The sequence below is a fragment of the Streptomyces sp. NPDC003011 genome, from assembly GCF_053591515.1.
The window spans coordinates 1-20,027 of sequence record NZ_JBSFTY010000084.1 but is presented as its reverse complement, the minus strand read 5'-3'; the positions used below and the strand labels follow the sequence as shown (position 1 = coordinate 20,027).

Below are 20,027 nucleotides of genomic sequence, written 5' to 3'. Positions count from 1 at the left end.
CGGCATCGTGCACCCCCCTTGGTCGAAAGTGACCGCGCGTCGTGCGGACCGGCACCCCCGCGGGCGTCCGTGCCCTCACCGCTTCTCAGTACCGCGGATGCACCAGCGTCGACACCGGCAGCCCCGCGATCCGCGTCCCGGCCGCCGCCCGCGCGTCCGCCGTCAGCGACGCCTGGGTCAGCGTCCGCGGGACGGGTCCACGCGGGTCGAGGCGCAGGGGTGGTGGCCCCGACGCGGATGCGGATGCGGATGCGGACGCGGACGCGGACGCGGACGCTGACGCTGACGCGAGGACGAAGCCCCAGTCGTGCGGGGCCCGTTCCGGGCCGGCGGTGCGGTCGGGGCCCGCCGCGAAGCCGGCGTCCCGGCCGCCGACGCGGTAGGGCGCGGTGCGCAGTCCGGCCGCGCGGATCGTCGTGTCCACCGTCCAGAACACGGGGGCCCGGGAGGTGACCGGCCCGGCGTGCACGACCAGGCGGCCGCCGTCGGCCAGGACGCGGCGCGCGAGGCCGTAGAACTCCTGCGAGTACAGCTTGGTGCTCGCGGTGATGCCCGGGTCGGGCAGGTCCGCGATCACCACGTCGTACGCCGCCGTCGGCGCCCCGCGCAGCCGGCCGAAGGCGTCCGCCGTCGTCACGTGCACGCGCGCGTCGCCGTACACGTGCCCGTTCAGCTCCGCCAGTGCCGGGTCCCGGCGGGCCAGCCGGACGACCGCCGCGTCGAGTTCGACGATGTCGACGCGTCGTACGTCCGGGAACCGCAGCACCTCCCGGGCGGCCAGTCCGTCGCCGCCGCCGAGGACGAGCACGCGCGCGCGGGGGCCGTTCATCGCGGGGTGGACCAGGGCCTCGTGGTAGCGCCGTTCGTCCCGGCCGCTGACCTTGAGCCGGCCGTCGAGGAAGAGGCCCAGGGGGCGGCCGCCGGCGCCGCCGGTGAGGACGACCTCCTGGACGTCGGTCTGCATCGCCACCCGTACGTCCTGGCCGTACACCGCCTGCCGCGCGGCCCGCTCGAAGTCGTCGACGAGGACGGCGGCCGTGGCGAGGAGGGCGAGGACGGCGACGTTGGCGAGCAGCAGCAGCCGGCGGGCCCGGCGGGTCAGATCACCGCGGAACAGGCCGAGGACGAGCACCGCGCCGGCGATCGCGTTGACCGCGCCGGTGAGCAGCGCGCCGGTCAGCTGGCCCAGCAGGGGCAGCAGGAGGAACGGGAAGGCCAGCCCGCCGACCAGCGCGCCCACGTAGTCCGCGGCGAACAGGTCCGCGACCGCGCCGCCCGCGTCCTGGCGCCGGATGCGCTGGATCAGCTCCATCAGCAGCGGGACCTCGGCGCCGATCAGCAGGCCGATGGCGAGGGAGAAGGCGACCAGGAGACAGCGGGAGCCGCTCGTCCACAGGCCGCCCCAGGCGCCGGTCCAGGCGAACACGGCGTACAGGGCCATCGCGCTGCAACCGCCGACCAGGGCGAGCGCGGCCTCCAGCGCGCCGAAGGCGGCCGCGGCCCGCCAGCACAGCCGTTTCGCGGCGAGCGAGCCGATGCCCATCGCGAAGACCATGACGGACAGCACGACGGAGGCCTGGGTGACCGAGTCGCCGATCAGGTACGTGGCGAGGGCGACCAGTTCGAGCTCGTACACCAGACCGCAGGCCGCGCAGACGAAGACGCAGGTGAGCACGGAGAACCGGCCCGTGCCGGGGCGGACGGGCAGCCGCGCGGGGCCGGCCCAGGGCGGCGTGGTGCCGGGCGGGGCGGGCGCGTGCGGTTCGATCACGCTGCGACGTTACGTCACGGCTAGGGCACGCTCGGTCACCCACACGTGTGGAACTGTCGGTCAGTCGGGCAGACGGAGGTTTGGATCCTCACACCCCCGACGGGCTCAGCCGCGCCCGGCGCGGGCCGGTCTGCGCCGCCGTCACCCGCGTCCCGACCCGCGTCCGGGTCGCCACCAGATGCCCCTCTTCGGGATACGCGTGCCAGGTCCGCCAGTGCACCTGCCCCTCGTGGTGCCGGGCCAGCAGCGCGGTGAAGGCGTGCGGGCTGCCGGGGAAGACGCCCGCGAGGCCGTGCGGGTGGTCGGAGACCAGGGCCAGCAACTCCTGGGCGCGGCCCGCGAACTGGCCCGGGGCCAGCACCTCCACGCGGGCGGCGAACTCGTACTCCCAGTCGCCCACACGTTTGGCGACGCCCAGCGGAAGGGGGGTGCTGCTGCCGGCGATGCACGCCACCGTCTCCGAGCAACTGCCCCGGTCCTCTTCCACGAGCACCTGGTGGGACGCACCGAGAAGTCTCAACTGGAGCTTGGCGCCGTCCAGTTCGAGATCGAGCGTGGCCAGTGCGGGCAGCGGCTCGCGCCCCAGGGCCCAGGCGAGGTCGGCCGCGCGCGTGTCGGTGTACGAGGTGTTCAGGGTCGTGAGCATGGGTCGGCTCCGCTGGCACGCAAAGAAAGAGGGAGGTGTGGGTCCGGCGCACCCCGGTCGGCACCGGGGGATTCGGCCCGGCCCGCCCGGCCGGCCCGGTCGGCCCAGTCGGTCAGGGAGTCTGCGGGACGTCCGAGGGGCCGCGTTGGTGTTGTAGAGGGAATCATGAACGGTGGCGCCGCCACAGCGCTTTTACCCAACTTCGTGCGGTTTCCATCCCTCAGAGGGCCCCACAGCTCAACTGTTCAACCGTCGCGTGCGCCGGGGCGGCCAAGGCGCGCGCCGGAGCAGTGCTACGCCCGCCGGGAGCGGTACCCGGCGGGCGTATGGAATGAGTGATCCGACGAGACGGGAGCTCGGCCGTCCCGTGTCAGCCGGCTCCCGGGAGGGGCCGCCGGGTCAGCTGCCGCCCCCGCATCCGCCCCCGCCGCCCCCGCAGGACGAGCCGCCGCCGCAGGAGTGGCCGCCGCCGGACGACGAGCCGCACGACGACCCGGAGGAACCCGGGTCGGACGCTCCGGACGAGCCGCTGTCACCGACGAGGGGCGCACCGCCCACGACCCACCAGCTGCTGTCACCGGAGCCGCTCGAACCGCTGGACCCGCTGCCCCTCGACGACCGGTGGACCCGGCCCCCACGCCCTCCCCCGCGCACCGCGTTCCGCCGGCGGTTCCTGCCGGAGGCGGTGCGAACACCGATCAGAACAAAGCAGACCACCACCAGGATGATGCCGATGACCATGGCGCCACCCTCCTTCCGATTCCCCCCGAAGCGGCCCCCCGTGGGCGCCTCGCTGGGTGCGTGCCGGGGAGATGCCCCTTCGTCTCATCACTCAAAGCAGAGTTGAGGAACTCCAGAGCTTGGGCGCAGGATGACCGGCATGACCTCCAGCGCACGCCCCCTCCTCAACCGCCGGCTCGCCGAGTTCGGGACGACGATCTTCGCCGAGATGTCCGCCCTGGCCCTGCGGACCGGGTCGATCAACCTCGGCCAGGGTTTTCCCGACACGGACGGGCCCGAGGAGATCAGGGAGGCGGCCGTGCGGGCGCTGCGCGACGGCCGCGGCAACCAGTACCCGCCGGGGCCGGGCGTCCCCGAGCTGCGCACCGCCATCGCCGCGCACCAGGAACGGCGCTACGGCCTGGCGTACGACCCGGACACCGAGGTGCTGGTCACCGCCGGCGCCACGGAGGCCATCGCCGCCGCGCTGCTGGCCCTCGTGGAGCCCGGTGACGAGGTCGTCGCCCTGGAGCCGTACTACGACTCCTACGCGGCCTGCGTCGCGATGGCGGGCGGCACGCGGGTGCCGGTCACGCTGCGCCCGCACGAGGGCTCGTTCCGGCTCGACCTCGACGAGCTGCGGGCCGCCGTCACCGACCGGACGCGCCTGCTGCTGCTCAACACCCCGCACAACCCCACGGGCACCGTCCTCACCCGCCCGGAGCTGACCGCGATCGCCGAGCTCGCCGTGGAGCGGGACCTGCTGGTGGTCACGGACGAGGTGTACGAGCACCTGGTCTTCGACGGGGCCGAGCACGTGCCGCTCGCGACCTTCCCGGGGATGCGCGAGCGGACGGTGTCGATCGGCTCGGCCGGCAAGACGTTCTCGTTCACCGGCTGGAAGGTCGGCTGGGTCACGGCGGCTCCCGCGCTGGTCAGCGCGGTGCGCTCGGCGAAGCAGTACCTGACGTACGTGGCGTCGGGGCCGTTCCAGTACGCGATCGCCGAGGCGCTCCGGCTGCCGGACGCGTACTTCGACGGCCTGCGCACCGACCTCCGCCGCAAGCGCGACCTGCTCGGCGACGGTCTGCGCGCGGCCGGGTTCGAGGTCTACCAGCCCCAGGGCACGTACTTCATCACCACCGACATCACCCCCTTCGGCGAGAAGGACGCCTACGCCTTCTGCCGGGCCCTTCCCGAACGCTGCGGCGTCGTCGCCATCCCCAACTCCGTCTTCTACGACGACCCGGACGCCGGCCGCAGCCAGGTCCGCTTCGCCTTCTGCAAGCAGGACGACGTTCTGACCGAGGCCGGCAGCCGCCTCCGACGCCTCGCGCGGTGACCTCACGCCCCCGCCCAGGGCGAAGCGGCGCTAGGCGCGGCGGCGGCAGGAACGCGCACGCCGACGGGGGGCGGCTGTCTCCGGGACGGGGGTGCCCCGCGGTCTCCCCGCCGCCCCCACCTGATCGCCGTGGTCGCCGTGAACGCCGAGAGGTTTCCACAGGCTGTGGACAGGCGGGCGTCCGCCCGGCCGGACCCGGCGTACGTCCGGCGGGACGGCGAGAGCCCGGCCCCGGCACGCGGCCGTGGTGGCCGGTGCCCTGGCCGGGCTCTCGTTCGCCTGCGGCGCGGCCCGGTCGTGATCGCCGGTGCGGCGCCGTGGTACTGCGCGGCCCAGGGGGCTACTCGTCGTCCTCGGGCTTCTCGGCTTCGTTGACCTCCTGCTCCAGGCCGAGCTGCTCCACGAGCCACTTGTCGAACTCGATCGCGGCCCGCACCCAGCTGACCGTGGAGGAGACGAAGTGCTCCAGGCTCACCCCGGTGCCGATGAGCATCTGCGCCTCGCCGATGAGACGGACGGTGCCGTCGTCATGGGTGTGGCTGTAGACCTTGGGCCACAGGGTGCGCCGGTTCCAGTCGTCGATGGACTCCAGCAGCTGCGGCTTCTCGTCGATCGGGTGCGGCCGGTCGTAGAACGTCCGCACGGAGAAGACCTGCTGGTCCCCTTCACCGCGGAACATGAAGTACGTACGGAACTGCTCCCACGGCGCCGCGAGGTCACCCTCGTCGTCGACGACGTACTTGAGCTCCATCTGGTCGAGGAGCTGCTTCACAAGGTCCTGATCCGGGACGACGGGGCCCGCCGGTCCTTGCGGCTGCGGCTCGGGCTGGCCCCCGAAGTTCGGAATCGAGGACGGGTCGATGGTCACCGTGATTTTCCCTTCGTACGGATCCCGCCATCCTCCCCCATGCGGGGAGGGGGGTGGCAAGCCCGACGGTCCGAGAGGCCCAGAACAGGCCCCTTACAGCGTCTTCCCCGTGGCGGGCCCCACGATCAGCCCGTCCCCGAACGAGTCCACCCGGACCGTGTCGCCGTCCTTGACCTCGCCGGAGAGGATCTCCTTGGCGAGGCGGTCGCCGATGGCGGTCTGGACGAGCCGGCGCAGGGGGCGGGCCCCGTAGGCCGGATCGAGTCCCTCGACGGCGAGCCACTCCAGGGCCTCGTCGGAGACCTCCAGGGTGAGGCGGCGCTCGGCGAGGCGCTCGGCGAGGCGGCCGATCTGCAGGCGCGCGATGCGGCCCAGGTCGTCCTTGGTCAGGGCCGAGAAGACGACCAGGTCGTCGAGCCGGTTCAGGAACTCCGGCTTGAAGGAGGCACGGACCACCTCCAGCACCTGTTCCTTCTTCTCCGCCTCACTGCTGATCGGGTCCACCAGGAACTGGCTGCCCAGGTTGGACGTCAGCACCAGGATGGTGTTGCGGAAGTCGACCGTGCGGCCCTGGCCGTCGGTCAGCCGGCCGTCGTCCAGCACCTGGAGCAGGATGTCGAAGACCTCCGGGTGCGCCTTCTCCACCTCGTCGAGCAGCACCACGCTGTACGGGCGGCGGCGCACCGCCTCCGTGAGCTGGCCGCCCTCCTCGTAGCCGACGTAGCCGGGCGGGGCGCCGACCAGGCGGGAGACGGTGTGCTTCTCGCCGTACTCCGACATGTCGATGCGGACCATGGCCCGCTCGTCGTCGAAGAGGAAGTCGGCGAGCGCCTTGGCCAGTTCGGTCTTGCCGACACCCGTCGGGCCGAGGAAGAGGAAGGAACCGGTGGGCCGGTCGGGGTCCGCGATGCCGGCGCGGGTGCGCCGCACCGCGTCGGACACCGCCCGCACGGCCTCCTTCTGGCCGATGAGGCGACGGCCCAGCTCGTCCTCCATGCGCAGGAGTTTCTGCGTCTCGCCCTCCAGGAGGCGGCCCGCGGGGATGCCGGTCCAGGCGGCGACGGTGTCGGCGATGTCGTCGGCGCCGACCTCCTCCTTGACCATGGTGTCCTTGGCGGCCTGCTCCTCGGCCTGCGAGGCGGCCTCCAGGTCCCGTTCCAGGGCGGGGATCTCGCCGTACAGCAGCTTGGAGGCGGTGTCGAAGTCGCCGTCGCGCTGGGCCCGTTCGGCCTGGCCGCGCAACTCGTCGAGCTTCTCCTTCAGTTCACCGACCCGGTTGAGGGACTGCTTCTCCTTCTCCCAGCGGGCGGTCAGGCCCCGCAGCTCCTCCTCCTTGTCGGCGAGGTCGCGGCGCAGCCGCTCCAGACGCTCGCGGGAGGCCGGGTCGGTCTCCTTCACCAGCGCCAGCTCCTCCATCTTCAGCCGGTCGACGCCGCGCTGGAGTTCGTCGATCTCGACGGGCGAGGAGTCGATCTCCATCCGGAGGCGGGAGGCCGCCTCGTCGACCAGGTCGATGGCCTTGTCGGGCAGGAAGCGGGAGGTGATGTACCGGTCGGAGAGGGTGGCCGCGGCGACCAGCGCGCTGTCCGCGATCACGACCTTGTGGTGGGCCTCGTAACGGCCCTTGAGCCCGCGCAGGATCGCGATGGTGTCCTCGACGGTCGGCTCGGCGACCAGCACCTGCTGGAAGCGCCGCTCCAGGGCGGGGTCCTTCTCGATCCGCTCCCGGTACTCGTCCAGGGTCGTCGCGCCGACCATGCGCAGCTCACCGCGGGCCAGCATGGGCTTGAGCATGTTCCCGGCGTCCATGGCGGAGTCGCCGCCGGCGCCGGCGCCCACGACGGTGTGCAGCTCGTCGATGAAGGTGATGATCTGCCCGTCGGAGCCCTTGATCTCCGCGAGGACGGACTTCAGCCGCTCCTCGAACTCGCCGCGGTACTTCGCCCCGGCGACCATCGCGCCCAGGTCGAGCGCGACCAGCCGCTTGTTCTTGAGCGACTCGGGCACATCGCCCTTCACGATCCGCTGGGCGAGCCCCTCGACGACGGCGGTCTTGCCGACGCCGGGCTCACCGATGAGCACGGGGTTGTTCTTCGTCCGGCGGGACAGCACCTGGACGACCCGGCGGATCTCCTGGTCCCGCCCGATGACGGGATCGAGCTTGCCCTCCCGCGCGGCGGCGGTGAAGTCGGTCCCGAACTTCTCCAGCGCCTTGTACTGACCCTCTGGGTCGGCTGTGGTCACCCGGCGTCCTCCCCTCGCGTTCTGGAAGGCCTCCAGCAGCTTCTTCGCCGTGGCCCCCTGCCCGGAGAGTACGTCGCCGGCCGGGCCGCCCTTCGCGGCGATGCCGATGAGCAGGTGCTCGGTGGAGAGGTACTCGTCCCCGAGCTCCTTGGCACGTTCCTGCGCGTCCGCGATCACCGCGAGCAGCTCGCGGTTGGGCTGCGGGGGCGCGACGGTGGACCCGGTCACGCTGGGCAGGCCGGCCAGCACGCGTTCGACGCCGGAGCGTACGGCCGCCTGGTCGGCGTCGACCGCGGCGAGCAGGTCGGTGATGTTCTCGTTCTCCTGCCCCTGGAGCAGCGCGAGGAGCAGGTGGGCGGGGGTGAGGTCCGGGTGGCCCTCGGAAACGGCCCGGTTGCCGGCCGCGTTGATCGCGTCCCGGCTCCGGTTGGTCAGCTCGGCGTCCACGTTCGCGTCTCCTCCTTGCGTCATCCCAAGCGTCATCCCACTGCTGACTCAGACAACGTACACAAACTTGAGTCTATTCCACTCAAGGCGGAGGGCGGGAGGGATGGACCCGGGGCCCGGGTACCCAAGCAGGACGGGACGCGACAGGAGGGGACGGGAACACGAGGGACCGGGCCGGCAGGGGTGCCGGGAGGCGGCGGGAGCGGGAGACAGCCGGAAAAGCGCATGGGCGGTCGGTAGGGAATCCTCGACGAACGGCTACTTTCGGCCACAACCGGATCCGGCGGAGACCGGGAGATTTCGCCAAAACTGCAGCGGCGTCACCGTGTTCAGGTCACGGTGACGCCGCTGCGGGGGGAAGCACCTGAGCGATCTGTTACGACGGGGGAATCGCGTCAGGCACTGCGGGGGGTGGCTGAGATGGTCCGCAGGACCGGGGCGTCCGGCTCCACCAGACGATGGTCCCGCTGGTCCAGGTTCACAAAGATCATTCCGTACCGGATGGCACACCGCACGGGCTGAGGCGCCCCCCGGGGCTTGCGCAGGCACCGGTACGCCCGTACGTCCTCGTCCTCGTCCCGCGTCACGACGACCGGCTCACCGAACACGGTCACCATCAGCGAGTCACCGGCGTGGGGGATCGCGGTGGCCAGGTCGATGAAGTGCCAGCCGGAGCGGTAGGCGGTTGCCATCTCGCGACGGAAGGAGCGGTCGTCCGGTGGAGTGGTCACGTCAGCTCCCGGCTCCGTCAGCCGGGGCGACCGGCCAGCTGCTGTTGTCGGTGCCCTCTGCGTTCACCGCCACCGAAGGCCAGCTGCTGTTGGCCTGAGTAGTGCCTTCTGTCTCGGTGAAACCACCCAGCGCGCCGAGGGCCACAACGGCGGAGAAGGCGGCGACAAGCACCGAGCGAAGCATTCTGTTACGCATAGTCGGCTTCGTCCTCACTTGAAGGTCCCCTTTTCCCCCGTCGAGTACGACGATGGCTCATTCGGGCACGTCATGGCCACAGAATCGATGCATCATGTTCCTGCATGTTCAGGACCCTGGGGGGTGGAGATTTGGTAACGAAGCGCACTAATACGACACATCCCCATGGGATGAGCGCCTTGTGTGAGGAAGGGGGACGGCTGTACGCCACCGCCCTGCGCGCGGGACGCGTCGCCCGGACGGAGGCGGAGCCCGCCCCCTGCCTGATGGAGTTCGCCCTGCTCCACCCCGATCCCGACGACCCGGACTGGCTGCGGCCCGTCAGTCCCGCGGTCGCCCTGGCCCGGCAACTCAACCCCCTTGAGCATGAAATCGCCGAACGCCGGCGGTGGGCAAGCGAACTCGCCACCGCGTTCGAGCCGTTCATGACACTCAGCACGCAGGCCAGTGCGACCAGTGACTCCATCACGGTGCTGGAGGGCGGGGAACGGATCAACACCGCGCTCAACCTGGCCGCGGCCCAGTGCCAGACGGAGATGCTCACGGTCCAGCCGAGCGACCGCATGTCCGAAGACAGCCTCTTGCGCGGCCTGGAACGCGACCGGCCGCTGATAGAGCGGGGCGTGCGGATCCGCACCCTCTACCAGCACACGGCCCGCTACAGCCCGGAGAAGCTGGCCTACGCGGCCCGTCTCGCCGACGGCAAGGCCGAATACCGCTCCATCGACGAGCTCGTCGAGCGCCTGATCATCTGCGACGAGACCGTCGCCTTCATCCCCGCCCGCGACGACCAGCAGATCGCCCTGGAGCTGCGCCAGCCGGCGCTCGTCCGCTACCTCATCAAGGTCTTCGAGTACCTGTGGGACCGCGCGGTTCCGCTGAGCACCGGGGCCCCGTACGAAGCCGCCCCCGACGGCATCACGGCGATCCAGCACTCCATCGCGAAGCTGCTGGTGGAAGGCCATGTCGACGAGGCCATCGCCCGCCGTCTGGGCATGAACGTCCGCACGTGCCGCGCCCACATCGCCAAGCTCGCCACGGCCCTGGGCAGCGGCAGCCGCGCCCAGCTCGGCTACCTCATCGCGCAGTCCGGAATCCTGAAGAAGGATCACTGACCGCGGAGGGAGGAGCGCCGTGAGCGCGGCAGGGCATCACGCAGACGAGTGACCCAGGCCAGCGGAGAGGTCCTGGGCGTCCGGCCCCACACTCACACCGACGCCGTCACCGGAGCAGGGCGCGGCTCGGCCACCTCATCGGGCGCTCCGGGATCCCTGATCAGGCAGGCTGAGACGGGGGACGTCCACCGTGTCTCCCGCGCCCACCGCCTCTCCCGCGTCCACCGCGTCTCCCGCGCCCCCTCCGTCTCCCGCACCGGTCACGTCCGCCCCGTCGGCCGGCCGCGGCGGTCCGTCCAGGCCGACCTGGGCGATACGGACGCCCAGCTGGGTGCGGCTGGCCGCGCCGAGCGTCTCCGACAGCCGGGCGATGTGGGCCCGGCAGGTCCGGACGCTTATCCCCAGCCGTTCCGCGATCACCGCGTCCTGGTGGCCCTCGGCGAGGAGCGCCGCGATGGACTGCTCCCGGTGCGAGATGCCCTCGATGCCGGTGTCGGGGAGGGGCGCGGTCAGCGGGATCGCCAGGCGCCAGAGGCGTTCGAAGACCGTGACCAGGTAGTCGACGAGGGCCGGGTGGCGCAGCTCCAGGGCGAGGGTGCGGTCCGCGTTCGCCGGGATGAAGGCGACCGTGCGGTCGAAGAGGATCAGGCGCTCGATCACCTCGTCCAGGGTGCGCGCCTGGACGGCGCCGTCCATCAGCTCCAGGTAGTTGATCAGCCCCTGTCCGTGCCGGGCCACGTGCGTGTACAGGTCGCGCATGCGCACGCCCCGGCCGCGCAGGGCCAGGGCCCGGTGCAGGCCCTCGGTCAGCTCGTGTTCGGGGCGGATGCCGCCGGGCTGCACGGTGAGGACCTCCGTCGTGCACGCCTCCGTCGCCTCGTCCATCGCGGCCTGGATGCGCGACAGCCCGTCCAGGACACGGATAGCGCTGCCCTCCGCGGGGACCACCGCGGGACGCGGGCCGCCGAGACCGGCGTACCACTCGAAGGCCGCGACCGCCGAGCCCACCCGCCGCTGGTTCGCGCTGAGCTCGTCGTACAGACCGCGCAGCAGCCGGGTCATGACCTCCTGCGGGGCCGTCGGCACCAGCCAGTCCATGTCGTCCGGATCGGGGTGCAGCAGGGCCAGTTCCAGCAGGCAGGGCACCGGTTCGGCGTCCTGCCGGGGCACGCGGCCGCGCCGCACGGCCCGGGAATACACGCGGTCCCCGGCGTCGCACAGTCGGTCGGCACCGTGGGGATGCTCCTCCGTCCCGTGCCCGGCCATCGCCCCGTTCACCCCCGGTTCAGCGTCTTTTGCAGCGCCACTATGCGCGGACCGGACCGGCTCCGCAACACGGCTCCCCGCGCCACCACCGCCGGAAAACAGCCGTACGACCCGTTATTTCCCCGTCCTGCGGAACCCGTCGGCCCCGGTCGCCGGTGCCCGGTGGGCTACCCGAACGAGGGGCCTTCCCCGGATGGCGTGAAACAGCCGACCGGAAACTAAAACAGAATTCTGTTTGCCTAAAACTATTAGGAAGATGCAGTATGGCTTCAGGCAGACAGGAGGATGGCTATGGCACGCGCAGGGCTCACCGCCGGACGGCTGACGCGGGCGGGGGCCGAACTGGCCGACGAGGTCGGGTTCGGCCAGGTGACCGTCTCCGCGCTGGCGCGGCGGTTCGACGTCAAGGTCGCGAGTCTGTACTCGCACGTCCGCAACTCGGACGACCTGAAGACCCGGATCGCCCTGCTCGCCCTGGAGGAACTCGCCGACCGGGGCGCCGCCGCGCTCGCCGGACGCGCCGGCAAGGACGCGCTGACCGCCCTGGCCGACGTCTACCGCGACTACGCCCGCGAGCACCCCGGCCGCTACGCGGCGGCCCAGTACCGACTCGGTCCGGAGGCGGCGGCCGCGAGCGCCGGCGGCCGGCACAGCGCGATGACCCGTGCCGTCCTGCGCGGCTACGACCTGACCGAGCCGGACCAGACCCACGCCGTCCGGCTGCTGGGCAGCGTCTTCCACGGCTACGTCAGCCTGGAGCTGGCGGGCGGATTCAGCCACAGCGCCCCGGACAGCCAGGAGAGCTGGACCCGGATCCTGGACGCCCTCGACGCCCTGCTACGGAGCTGGCCCACACCATGACCTGGATCACCACACCCCTCACCGCGGACCTCCTGCGCGGCGCCCTCGACGTGGAGCCCACCGAACACGGTCTGCTCCCCCACCGGCTGCCCGCCCGGGCCCGCGCCCAGTGCGCCGACCCCCAGCTGGCCATGGCCGAGTCCCAGCCCTCCGGCGTACGGCTGGTCTTCCGCACCCGGGCCACCGCCGTCGAGCTGGACACCCACCCCACCAAACGGGTCTACGCGGGCGCCCCGCCCCGCCCGGACGGCGTGTACGAACTGCTCGTGGACGGCCGCCCGGCGGGACGGGGCAGTGTGGCCGGCGGCGACACCGTCACCGTCGACATGGCCGCGGGGACCGCCGAACACCGGGCCGGCCCGCCCGGCACCGTCCGCTTCACCGGCCTGCCGGACACCGACAAGAACGTCGAGATATGGCTGCCGCACAACGAGAGGACGGAGCTCGTCGCGCTGCGCACCGACGCCCCCGTCGAGCCCGCCCCCGACCCGGGCCGCCGGGTCTGGCTGCACCACGGCAGCTCCATCAGCCACGGCTCGGACGCGGCCGGCCCCACGTCCACCTGGCCGGCGCTCGCCGCCTTGCTGGGCGGCGTGGAGCTGATCAACCTGGGCCTGGCCGGCAGCGCGCTGCTCGACCCGTTCACCGCGCGCGCCCTGCGGGACACCCCGGCCGACCTGATCAGCGTCAAGACGGGCATCAACCTGGTCAACGCCGACCTGATGCGGCTGCGGGCCTTCACCCCGGCCGTCCACGGCTTCCTCGACACCGTCCGCGAAGGGCACCCCCGCACCCCGCTGCTGGTCGTCTCGCCGCTCCTGTGCCCCCTCCACGAGGACACGCCCGGCCCCAGCGCCCCCGACCTCGGCTCGCTCGGCGCCGGACAGCTGCGGTTCCGGGCCATGGGCGACCCGGCGGAACGCGCGAGCGGCAAGCTCACCCTGAGCGTCATCCGGGACGAGCTGGCCCGGATCGTCGCCCAGCGCGCGGCCGACGACCCGCACCTGTACCACCTGGACGGGCGCGAACTCTACGGCGAGCAGGACCACGCCGAGCTGCCGCTGCCCGACGGCCTCCACCCGGACGCCGCCACCCACCGCCGTATCGGCGAACGCTTCGCGGAGCTGGCGTTCGCCACGGACGGCCCGTTCGCGGACCGGAGCGCCTGAGCGTCAGGGACCGGCCCGCACGGGCTCGCCGGCTGCTTCAGTCGGCTGCTTTCAGTCGGCTACTTCAGCTTGGCCGCCGCGCAGGCGCTCTCGTACGGGCCGGTGCAGATGTCGGACACCTTGTAGATGCCGTCGTCGACGACCGTGCTCTTGATGTTGTTCTTCGTCAGGGCGACCACGGGGACCAGCTGCGCGGGGATGTCCTTGGCGGTGGGGCTGTCCACCCGGTCCGAGGCAAGGGCGTCGAACTGGATGTCCTTGCCCTGGACCTTCGCCACCGCCATCTCGGCGGCGGCCTCGGCCTCCTGCGGGTAGGACTTGTACACGCTCATGTACTGCTCGCCCGTGAGGATCCGCTGCACGGCTTCGAGTTCCGCGTCCTGCCCGGTGATCGGCGGCAGGTCGGTGACGCCCGCGGCCTTCAGCGCCTTGATGATCCCGCCGGCCATGCCGTCGTTGGCGGAGAGGACGGCGGCGATGTTGTCCGCGCCGATCGCCCCGATCGCCTTCTCCATGTTGGCCTCGGCGTTCTCCGGCTTCCACTCCACGGTGTCGTACGACTTGGCGATCGTCACCTTGCCCTCCAGCTCGGAGAGCGCGCCCGCCTTGAACTGCTTGGCGTTCGGGTCGGTGAGCGAGCCGTTCATCATCACGACCTTGTCGGACGTGTCGATGCCCGACCCCAGGGCGTCGACCAGGGAGCGGCCCTGCACCTCGCCGACCAGCTCGTTGTCGAAGGAGACGTACGCGTCGATCGGGCCCTCGGCCAGCCGGTCGTAGGCGATGACCGGGATGCCCGCGTCCTTCGCCTTCTGCACCCCGCCCGCGATGGCGTGCGCGTCGACCGCGTCCAGCAGGATCACGTCGACCTGATCGTCGATCATCTTCTGCAACTGTGCGGCCTGCGTCTTCGCGCTCGCGTCGGCGTTGGCGTACGCGACCGTGCCCTTGTCTCCGGTGAGCGAGGCGACCTTGGCCTTGATGATCGGGTAGTCGAACTTGTCGTAGCGGGTGTTCGCCTTCTCCGGCAGCAACAAGCCCACCGTGACGTCGTTCCCCTTCGTTGGGCTGGCCTCGCTGGCGTCCCCGGTCACTCCCAGCGCGCCGCAGGCGGTCAGGAGAAGCGTGAGAGAACCTGCGGCCACTGCCATGCCGCTACGACGGGTACGGGTGTTCACTGCGCTTGCCTTCCGAACGAGGGTGCGATGCGACCCAGGTGAATGCAGCCAACGCCGCCTCCCCCGGGGCGTCAAGCAGCAACCACTTATTGAGATACCAACGTTAAAGTGTGCGTCTTCCGTGAAGACACGGGCCTTGAGGGGTCACTTACGGGACTGTACGGCCCGCACAACCCCTCCCTGTCTTCTGTGAACGCATGCGGAAGGGGCCCGCAGGTCGAACCTCCGGGCCCCTTCGGACGCGTCTGCGCGTCAGCCGGCCGTCAGTCCGACGCCTGCTGCCGCTTCGGCCGCCACACCACCAGCGCGCTGGTCTGCTGCACCTCCTGATACGGGACCAGGTCCCGCCGGTAGGAGGCGTGCACGGCGGCCTCGCGCTGCTGCATCGCGGCCGCCGCGCCGTCCAGGGCCGATTCCAGATCCGCGACGCGGGACTGGAGGGCGGCGACCTGGTTCTCCAGCTCGATGATCCGCTTGATGCCGGCCAGGTTGATGCCCTCGTCCTGCGACAACTGCTGCACGGTGCGCAGCAGTTCGATGTCGCGGGCCGAGTAGCGGCGGCCCCGGCCCGCGGTGCGGTCGGGAGAGACCAGGCCCAGACGGTCGTACTGCCTGAGCGTCTGCGGGTGCAGGCCGGAGAGCTGGGCAGCCACCGAGATGACGTAGACCGGGGTCTCCTCGGTCAGTTCATACGGGTTGCGTCGACGACCGTCCACCTGACTCATGCTCCCTTCGCGGCCTGGAACAGCTCCGCCCGCGGGTCTTCGCCCGCGGTCGCCTCGCGATACGCCTCGAGTGCGTCACGAGCCTTCCCCGTCACGTCCTTCGGGACACTCACCTCGACGGTGACGAGCAGATCGCCCCGGGTGCCGTCCTGGCGGACCGCGCCCTTGCCACGGGCGCGCATGGTGCGTCCGTTGGGCGTGCCCGGGGGCAGCTTCAGTGTCACCGGCGGGCCGCCCAGGGTGGGCACCCTGACCTCGCCGCCGAGCGCCGCCTCCGCGAACGTGACCGGGACGGTCACCGTGAGGTTGTCGCCCTTGCGGCCGAAGACCGGGTGGGCGTCGACGTGCACGCTGACGTACAGGTCGCCGGCCGGGCCGCCGCGTTCACCGGGCGCCCCCTTGCCGCGCAGCCGGATGCGCTGGCCGTCGGCGACCCCGGCGGGGATCCGGACCTGCATGGTCCGCGACGACTTGGCCCGCCCGCTGCCGTGGCAGACCTCGCAGGCGTCCTCGGCGATCAGGCCGCGGCCCTTGCAGTCCGGGCACGGGTCGGTGAGCGAGAACCCGCCGCCCGAACCCCGGGCCACCTGGCCGGTGCCGACACAGGTCGGGCACACCCGCGGGTTGCCGTTCTTGTCGCCGGTGCCCGAACAGGCCCTGCACGGCTGCTGGCTCGACATCCGCAGCGGGACCGTCGCGCCCTCGATCGCCTCGGTGAAGCTGAGGGTGACCTCGGACTCGATGTCCTGGCCGCGCCGGGGCTGCGTCCGCGTTCCCGTGCCCGCGCCGCCCCGGTTGAACAGGCCCCCGAAGACGTCACCGAGCCCGCCGCCGAAGCCGCCGGCCGTGCCCGCCCCGCCGCCCTGGGCGCCGCCTCCGAAGAGGTCACCCAGGTCGAAGTTGAAGGAGCCGCCGGCACCCGCGCCCGGCCCCGGGCGGAAGCCGCCGTTGCCGAAGAGGGCGCGTGCCTCGTCGTACTCCTTGCGCTTCTTGGGGTCGCCGAGGATGTCGTTGGCCTCGGAGATCTCCTTGAAGCGCTCCTCGGCCTTGGCGTTGCCCTTGTTGGCGTCCGGGTGGAACTCGCGGGCGAGCTTGCGGTACGCCTTCTTGATCTCGGCCTCGGTGGCGTCCTTGGGGACGCCGAGGACCTTGTAGTAGTCCTTCTCGATGAAGTCCTTGGTGCTCATCCTCGACGTCCCTCCTTTCTTCTCGGCCCTCTCGGTTCAAGCTCAGCCCTCGTCCGGGCCACCGCTCTCCTTGTCGTCAGCCGCCTCGGCGGAGTCCGAGGACTCCTCCTTGACCGTCTGTGCCCCCGGCTGGGGTTCGGCCACGGCCACCCGCGCGGGGCGGATGGTGCGCTCGCCGATCCGGTACCCGGGCTGCAGAATCGCCACGCACGTCGTCTCGGTGACGTCCGGCGCGTAACTGTGCATCAGGGCCTCGTGGATCGTCGGGTCGAAGGGCTCGCCCTCCTTGCCGAACTGCTGCAGGCCCATCTTGGCCACGGTGGTCTCCAGCGACTCCGCGACGGACTTGAAGCCGCCGACGAGTTCGCCGTGTTCCCGCGCGCGGCCGATGTCGTCGACCACGGGCAGGAGCTCGGTCAGGAGGTTCGCCACGGCGATCTCCTTGACCGCGACCCGGTCCCGCTCGACCCGGCGGCGGTAGTTCTGGAACTCGGCCTGGAGCCGCTGGAGGTCCGCGGTGCGCTCGTCGAGCGCCGTGCGTACCTGGTCCAGCTGGGCCGTCAGGCCTGCGATCTGCGCTGAAGCGTCCCCGGCCGGGGCCGCCCCCTCGCCCGGGGAACCCGGGGCGGGGGCGGCCTTCGGCTCGGCGTCGTCGGAGGTGGCGCCGGAGGGGACGTCGGGCTTCTCCTCGAAGCCCGGGGTCTCCTCCGTCACGCGGCACCGTCCTTGCGCTCGTCGTCCACGATCTCGGCGTCCACGACGTCGTCGTCCGCCTTCGCGTCACCGGCGGGGGCGCCTTCGGAGGCGCCGCCGGCGGCCTGCGCGGACTGGGCGTCGGCGTACATGGCCTGGCCGAGCTTCTGCGAGACGGCCGCGACCTTCTCGGTGGCGGTACGGATCTCGGCGGTGTCCTCACCCTTGAGCGCGGCCTTCAGCTCCTCGACCGCGGACTCGACCTCGGTCCTGATCTCGCCGGGAACCTTGTCCTCGTTGTCCTTGAGGAACTTCTCCGTCTGGTAGACGAGCTGCTCGCCCTGGTTGCGGGTCTCGGCGGCCTCGCGGCGCTTGTGGTCCTCCTCCGCGTACTGCTCGGCCTCCTGGCGCATCCGGTCGACCTCGTCCTTCGGCAGCGAGGAGCCGCCGGTGACGGTCATCTTCTGCTCCTTGCCCGTGCCGAGGTCCTTCGCGGTCACGTGCATGATGCCGTTGGCGTCGATGTCGAAGGCGACCTCGATCTGCGGGACACCGCGCGGGGCCGGCGGCAGACCGGTCAGCTCGAACATCCCGAGCTTCTTGTTGTACGCCGCGATCTCGCGCTCGCCCTGGTAGACCTGGATCTGCACCGACGGCTGGTTGTCCTCGGCCGTCGTGAAGATCTCCGAACGCTTCGTCGGGATCGTCGTGTTGCGCTCGATCAGCTTGGTCATGATGCCGCCCTTGGTCTCGATGCCGAGGGACAGCGGGGTCACGTCGAGGAGCAGGACGTCCTTGACCTCGCCCTTGAGGACACCGGCCTGGAGCACGGCGCCGATGGCGACGACCTCGTCCGGGTTGACGCCCTTGTTGGCGTCCTGGCCGCCGGTCAGCTCCTTGACGAGCTCGGCGACGGCGGGCATCCGGGTGGAGCCACCGACGAGGACGACGTGGTCGATCTCGTTGATGGAGATGCCGGCGTCCTTGATGACGTTGTGGAACGGCGTCTTGCAGCGCTCCAGCAGGTCGGCCGTCAGCTGCTGGAACTGAGCCCGGGTGAGCTTCTCGTCCAGGTGCAGCGGGCCCTCGGCGGACGCGGTGATGTAGGGCAGGTTGATCGAGGTCTCGGTGGACGAGGACAGCTCGATCTTGGCCTTCTCGGCGGCCTCGCGCAGGCGCTGGAGAGCCATCTTGTCCTTGGCCAGGTCCACGCCGTGACCGGACTTGAACTGCTGCACCAGGTAGTCGACGACCCGCTGGTCCCAGTCGTCACCACCGAGGTGGTTGTCACCGTTGGTGGCCTTCACCTCGACGACGCCGTCGCCGATCTCCAGCAGGGACACGTCGAAGGTGCCGCCACCGAGGTCGAAGACGAGGATCGTCTGGTCGTCCTTGTCGAGGCCGTAGGCGAGCGCCGCCGCGGTCGGCTCGTTGACGATACGAAGGACGTTGAGGCCGGCGATCTCACCGGCTTCCTTCGTCGCCTGACGCTCGGAGTCGTTGAAGTACGCCGGGACGGTGATGACCGCGTCCGTGACCTTCTCGCCCAGGTACGACTCGGCGTCCCGCTTCAGCTTCTGCAGGATGAACGCCGAGATCTGCTGCGGGTTGAAGGGCTTCCCGTCGAGCTCGATCTTCCAGTCGGTGCCCATGTGACGCTTCACGGAACGAATCGTCCGGTCCACGTTGGTGACGGCCTGACGCTTGGCCACCTCACCGACGAGCACCTCACCGTTCTTGGCGAAGGCGACGACGGAAGGCGTGGTCCTGGCGCCCTCGGCGTTGGTGATGACGGTGGGCTCGCCGCCCTCCAGAACGCTGACGACGGAGTTAGTCGTGCCCAGGTCGATGCCGACCGCACGTGCCATTGTGATTCCTCCAGCTGACTTGAGTGGAACGGACTCAAGTGTGCATGACGGCCACCGCCCGGTCAACAGACCTGAGTCACGGCGGCTCAACTCTTATCCGTTCCTTACACGCAACCGGGCTCTGACCTGCGGGTTCACGGATCGACGGGGACTGTGAGACCGGACACGAAGGAGTGCCAGGACGACGACCGCGACGCTCCCGGCCACCCAGAACACCCCGGAGCCGGCGATCAGCCCCCGATGCACGAGGACCGCGACGAGTACCCCGGACGACGCCTCCACACCAAGGATCACCGTCGCCCCCTGAGCGGTGAACCCGAGCCGCCGCAGCCGGTGCGCGAGATGATCCGGGCCGCCGCGCAGCAGGGGCCGCCCGGTCAGCCGCCGGGCGAGCAGCACGAGCACCACATCGGCGCAGGCGAGCGCCGTCAGCGCGAACAGCACGCCCGCGCCGGCCGCCGGTTCGTGGCCGGTGCGGGTGACCACGGCCGCCGAGGCGAGCACGAACCCCGTGAACAGGGACCCGCACGAACCGAGGCCCACGCGCGCGGGAGGCCAGTTGTGCATCAGGAACCCGCTCAGCGCGGCGGCCACCACGCTCAGCAGCGCGGCCAGCGCGTCCATCACCTCGGCCGCCGCCAGGGCGCCCACCCCGAAGGCGGTCACCACGCCGACGGTCCCGGCCAGCGCGTCGGCGTGGTCGAGGGCCCGGAAGCCGACGGCGACGAAGACGATCCACCCGGCGGCCAACAGCCCTCCCGCGAGGCCGAGTTCGGCGTACGGCACCACCCAGGCCGCCGCCACGGCCGTACCGCCCACGAGGAACCGGACCCTGACCCGCCGCACGTCGGCGACCAGCCCGAGCACGGCGACGGCGGCCCCGCCGGCCAGCAGGGCACCGACCCCGCCGCCGAGCGGCGTGAGCCCGCTACGGTCGCCGGCCGCGGCGACCAGGCAGGTGGCGAGCACGACGGCCGGGCCGCCGGCCTTCGGAGATCGT

16 protein-coding genes are annotated in these 20,027 nt (G+C 71.4%); 4 read left to right on the top strand and 12 right to left on the bottom strand.

Features of this window, described 5'->3' with window-relative positions; all coding sequences use genetic code 11:
- Positions 1-85: 85 nt before the first annotated feature.
- Together ACWD0J_RS32765 and ACWD0J_RS32760 are read right to left on the bottom strand one after the other, a co-directional pair.
- Positions 86-1,771 (bottom strand): polyamine aminopropyltransferase, encoded by a 1,686-nt coding sequence (locus ACWD0J_RS32765; protein ID WP_451499488.1) that lies wholly within the window; start codon positions 1,769-1,771, stop codon positions 86-88.
- An 88-nt stretch (positions 1,772-1,859) separates the two neighbouring features.
- The gene (locus tag ACWD0J_RS32760; RefSeq protein ID WP_451499487.1) at positions 1,860-2,417 is read right to left on the bottom strand and encodes a DUF2617 family protein; all 558 of its coding nucleotides are present in this window, start codon (positions 2,415-2,417) and stop codon (positions 1,860-1,862) included.
- Between the two features lie 871 nt (positions 2,418-3,288).
- On the opposite strand from ACWD0J_RS32760, the gene ACWD0J_RS32755 reads away from it, so the two are divergent.
- Positions 3,289-4,479 (top strand): pyridoxal phosphate-dependent aminotransferase, encoded by a 1,191-nt coding sequence (locus tag ACWD0J_RS32755; protein ID WP_451499486.1) that lies wholly within the window; start codon positions 3,289-3,291, stop codon positions 4,477-4,479.
- Positions 4,480-4,819: 340 nt separating this feature from the next.
- On the opposite strand, the gene ACWD0J_RS32750 is transcribed toward ACWD0J_RS32755, so the two are convergent.
- The 3 genes from ACWD0J_RS32750 to ACWD0J_RS32740 form a co-directional block, all read right to left on the bottom strand.
- Positions 4,820-5,347 (bottom strand): type III secretion system chaperone family protein, encoded by a 528-nt coding sequence (locus tag ACWD0J_RS32750; protein WP_286063650.1) that lies wholly within the window; start codon positions 5,345-5,347, stop codon positions 4,820-4,822.
- A 93-nt stretch (positions 5,348-5,440) separates the two neighbouring features.
- Positions 5,441-8,038 (bottom strand): ATP-dependent chaperone ClpB, encoded by a 2,598-nt coding sequence (clpB, locus tag ACWD0J_RS32745; protein ID WP_451499508.1) that lies wholly within the window; start codon positions 8,036-8,038, stop codon positions 5,441-5,443.
- 395 nt (positions 8,039-8,433) lie between these two features.
- A complete protein-coding gene (locus ACWD0J_RS32740) occupies positions 8,434-8,730 on the bottom strand; it encodes a (2Fe-2S)-binding protein (protein WP_451499507.1) in 297 nt (98 codons plus the stop codon).
- Between the two features lie 405 nt (positions 8,731-9,135).
- Between ACWD0J_RS32740 and ACWD0J_RS32735 the strand changes: the two genes are divergently transcribed.
- Entirely contained in the window at positions 9,136-10,080 is a 945-nt protein-coding gene (locus tag ACWD0J_RS32735; RefSeq protein WP_451499485.1) for a helix-turn-helix transcriptional regulator, read from the top strand.
- A gap of 135 nt (positions 10,081-10,215) precedes the next feature.
- On the opposite strand, the gene ACWD0J_RS32730 is transcribed toward ACWD0J_RS32735, so the two are convergent.
- A complete protein-coding gene (locus ACWD0J_RS32730; RefSeq protein WP_451499484.1) occupies positions 10,216-11,346 on the bottom strand; it encodes a LuxR C-terminal-related transcriptional regulator in 1,131 nt (376 codons plus the stop codon).
- Between the two features lie 291 nt (positions 11,347-11,637).
- Here ACWD0J_RS32730 and ACWD0J_RS32725 point away from each other — a divergent pair, with 291 nt between their 5' ends.
- Together ACWD0J_RS32725 and ACWD0J_RS32720 are read left to right on the top strand one after the other, a co-directional pair.
- Complete coding sequence (locus tag ACWD0J_RS32725; protein WP_451499483.1) at positions 11,638-12,207, top strand: TetR/AcrR family transcriptional regulator; 570 nt, start codon at positions 11,638-11,640, stop codon at positions 12,205-12,207.
- Positions 12,204-13,376 carry an SGNH/GDSL hydrolase family protein gene (locus ACWD0J_RS32720; protein WP_451499482.1) on the top strand — a complete coding sequence of 391 codons (1,173 nt, stop codon included), beginning with the start codon at positions 12,204-12,206 and terminating at the stop codon, positions 13,374-13,376. Before ACWD0J_RS32725 ends, ACWD0J_RS32720 begins: the two co-directional genes overlap by 4 nt.
- Positions 13,377-13,435: 59 nt before the next feature.
- Here ACWD0J_RS32720 and ACWD0J_RS32715 read toward each other — a convergent pair whose 3' ends face one another.
- The 6 genes from ACWD0J_RS32715 to ACWD0J_RS32690 form a co-directional block, all read right to left on the bottom strand.
- Complete coding sequence (locus ACWD0J_RS32715) at positions 13,436-14,527, bottom strand: sugar ABC transporter substrate-binding protein (RefSeq protein WP_451499481.1); 1,092 nt, start codon at positions 14,525-14,527, stop codon at positions 13,436-13,438.
- Positions 14,528-14,817: 290 nt separating this feature from the next.
- The gene (locus ACWD0J_RS32710) at positions 14,818-15,270 is read right to left on the bottom strand and encodes a heat shock protein transcriptional repressor HspR (RefSeq protein ID WP_451499506.1); all 453 of its coding nucleotides are present in this window, start codon (positions 15,268-15,270) and stop codon (positions 14,818-14,820) included.
- A gap of 5 nt (positions 15,271-15,275) precedes the next feature.
- Positions 15,276-16,466: a molecular chaperone DnaJ gene (dnaJ, locus tag ACWD0J_RS32705; RefSeq protein WP_451499480.1), complete on the bottom strand. Its 1,191-nt coding sequence runs from the start codon at positions 16,464-16,466 to the stop codon at positions 15,276-15,278.
- Positions 16,467-16,508: 42 nt separating this feature from the next.
- Positions 16,509-17,180, bottom strand: coding sequence for a nucleotide exchange factor GrpE (gene grpE / locus ACWD0J_RS32700; protein ID WP_451499479.1), 672 nt, complete (start codon positions 17,178-17,180; stop codon positions 16,509-16,511).
- Entirely contained in the window at positions 17,177-19,027 is a 1,851-nt protein-coding gene (gene dnaK / locus ACWD0J_RS32695; RefSeq protein WP_451499478.1) for a molecular chaperone DnaK, read from the bottom strand. The genes grpE and dnaK overlap by 4 nt, the downstream gene beginning before the upstream one ends.
- A 93-nt stretch (positions 19,028-19,120) precedes the next feature.
- A partial coding sequence (locus ACWD0J_RS32690; RefSeq protein ID WP_451499477.1) for an MraY family glycosyltransferase occupies positions 19,121-20,027 on the bottom strand: 907 nt, incomplete at its 5' end.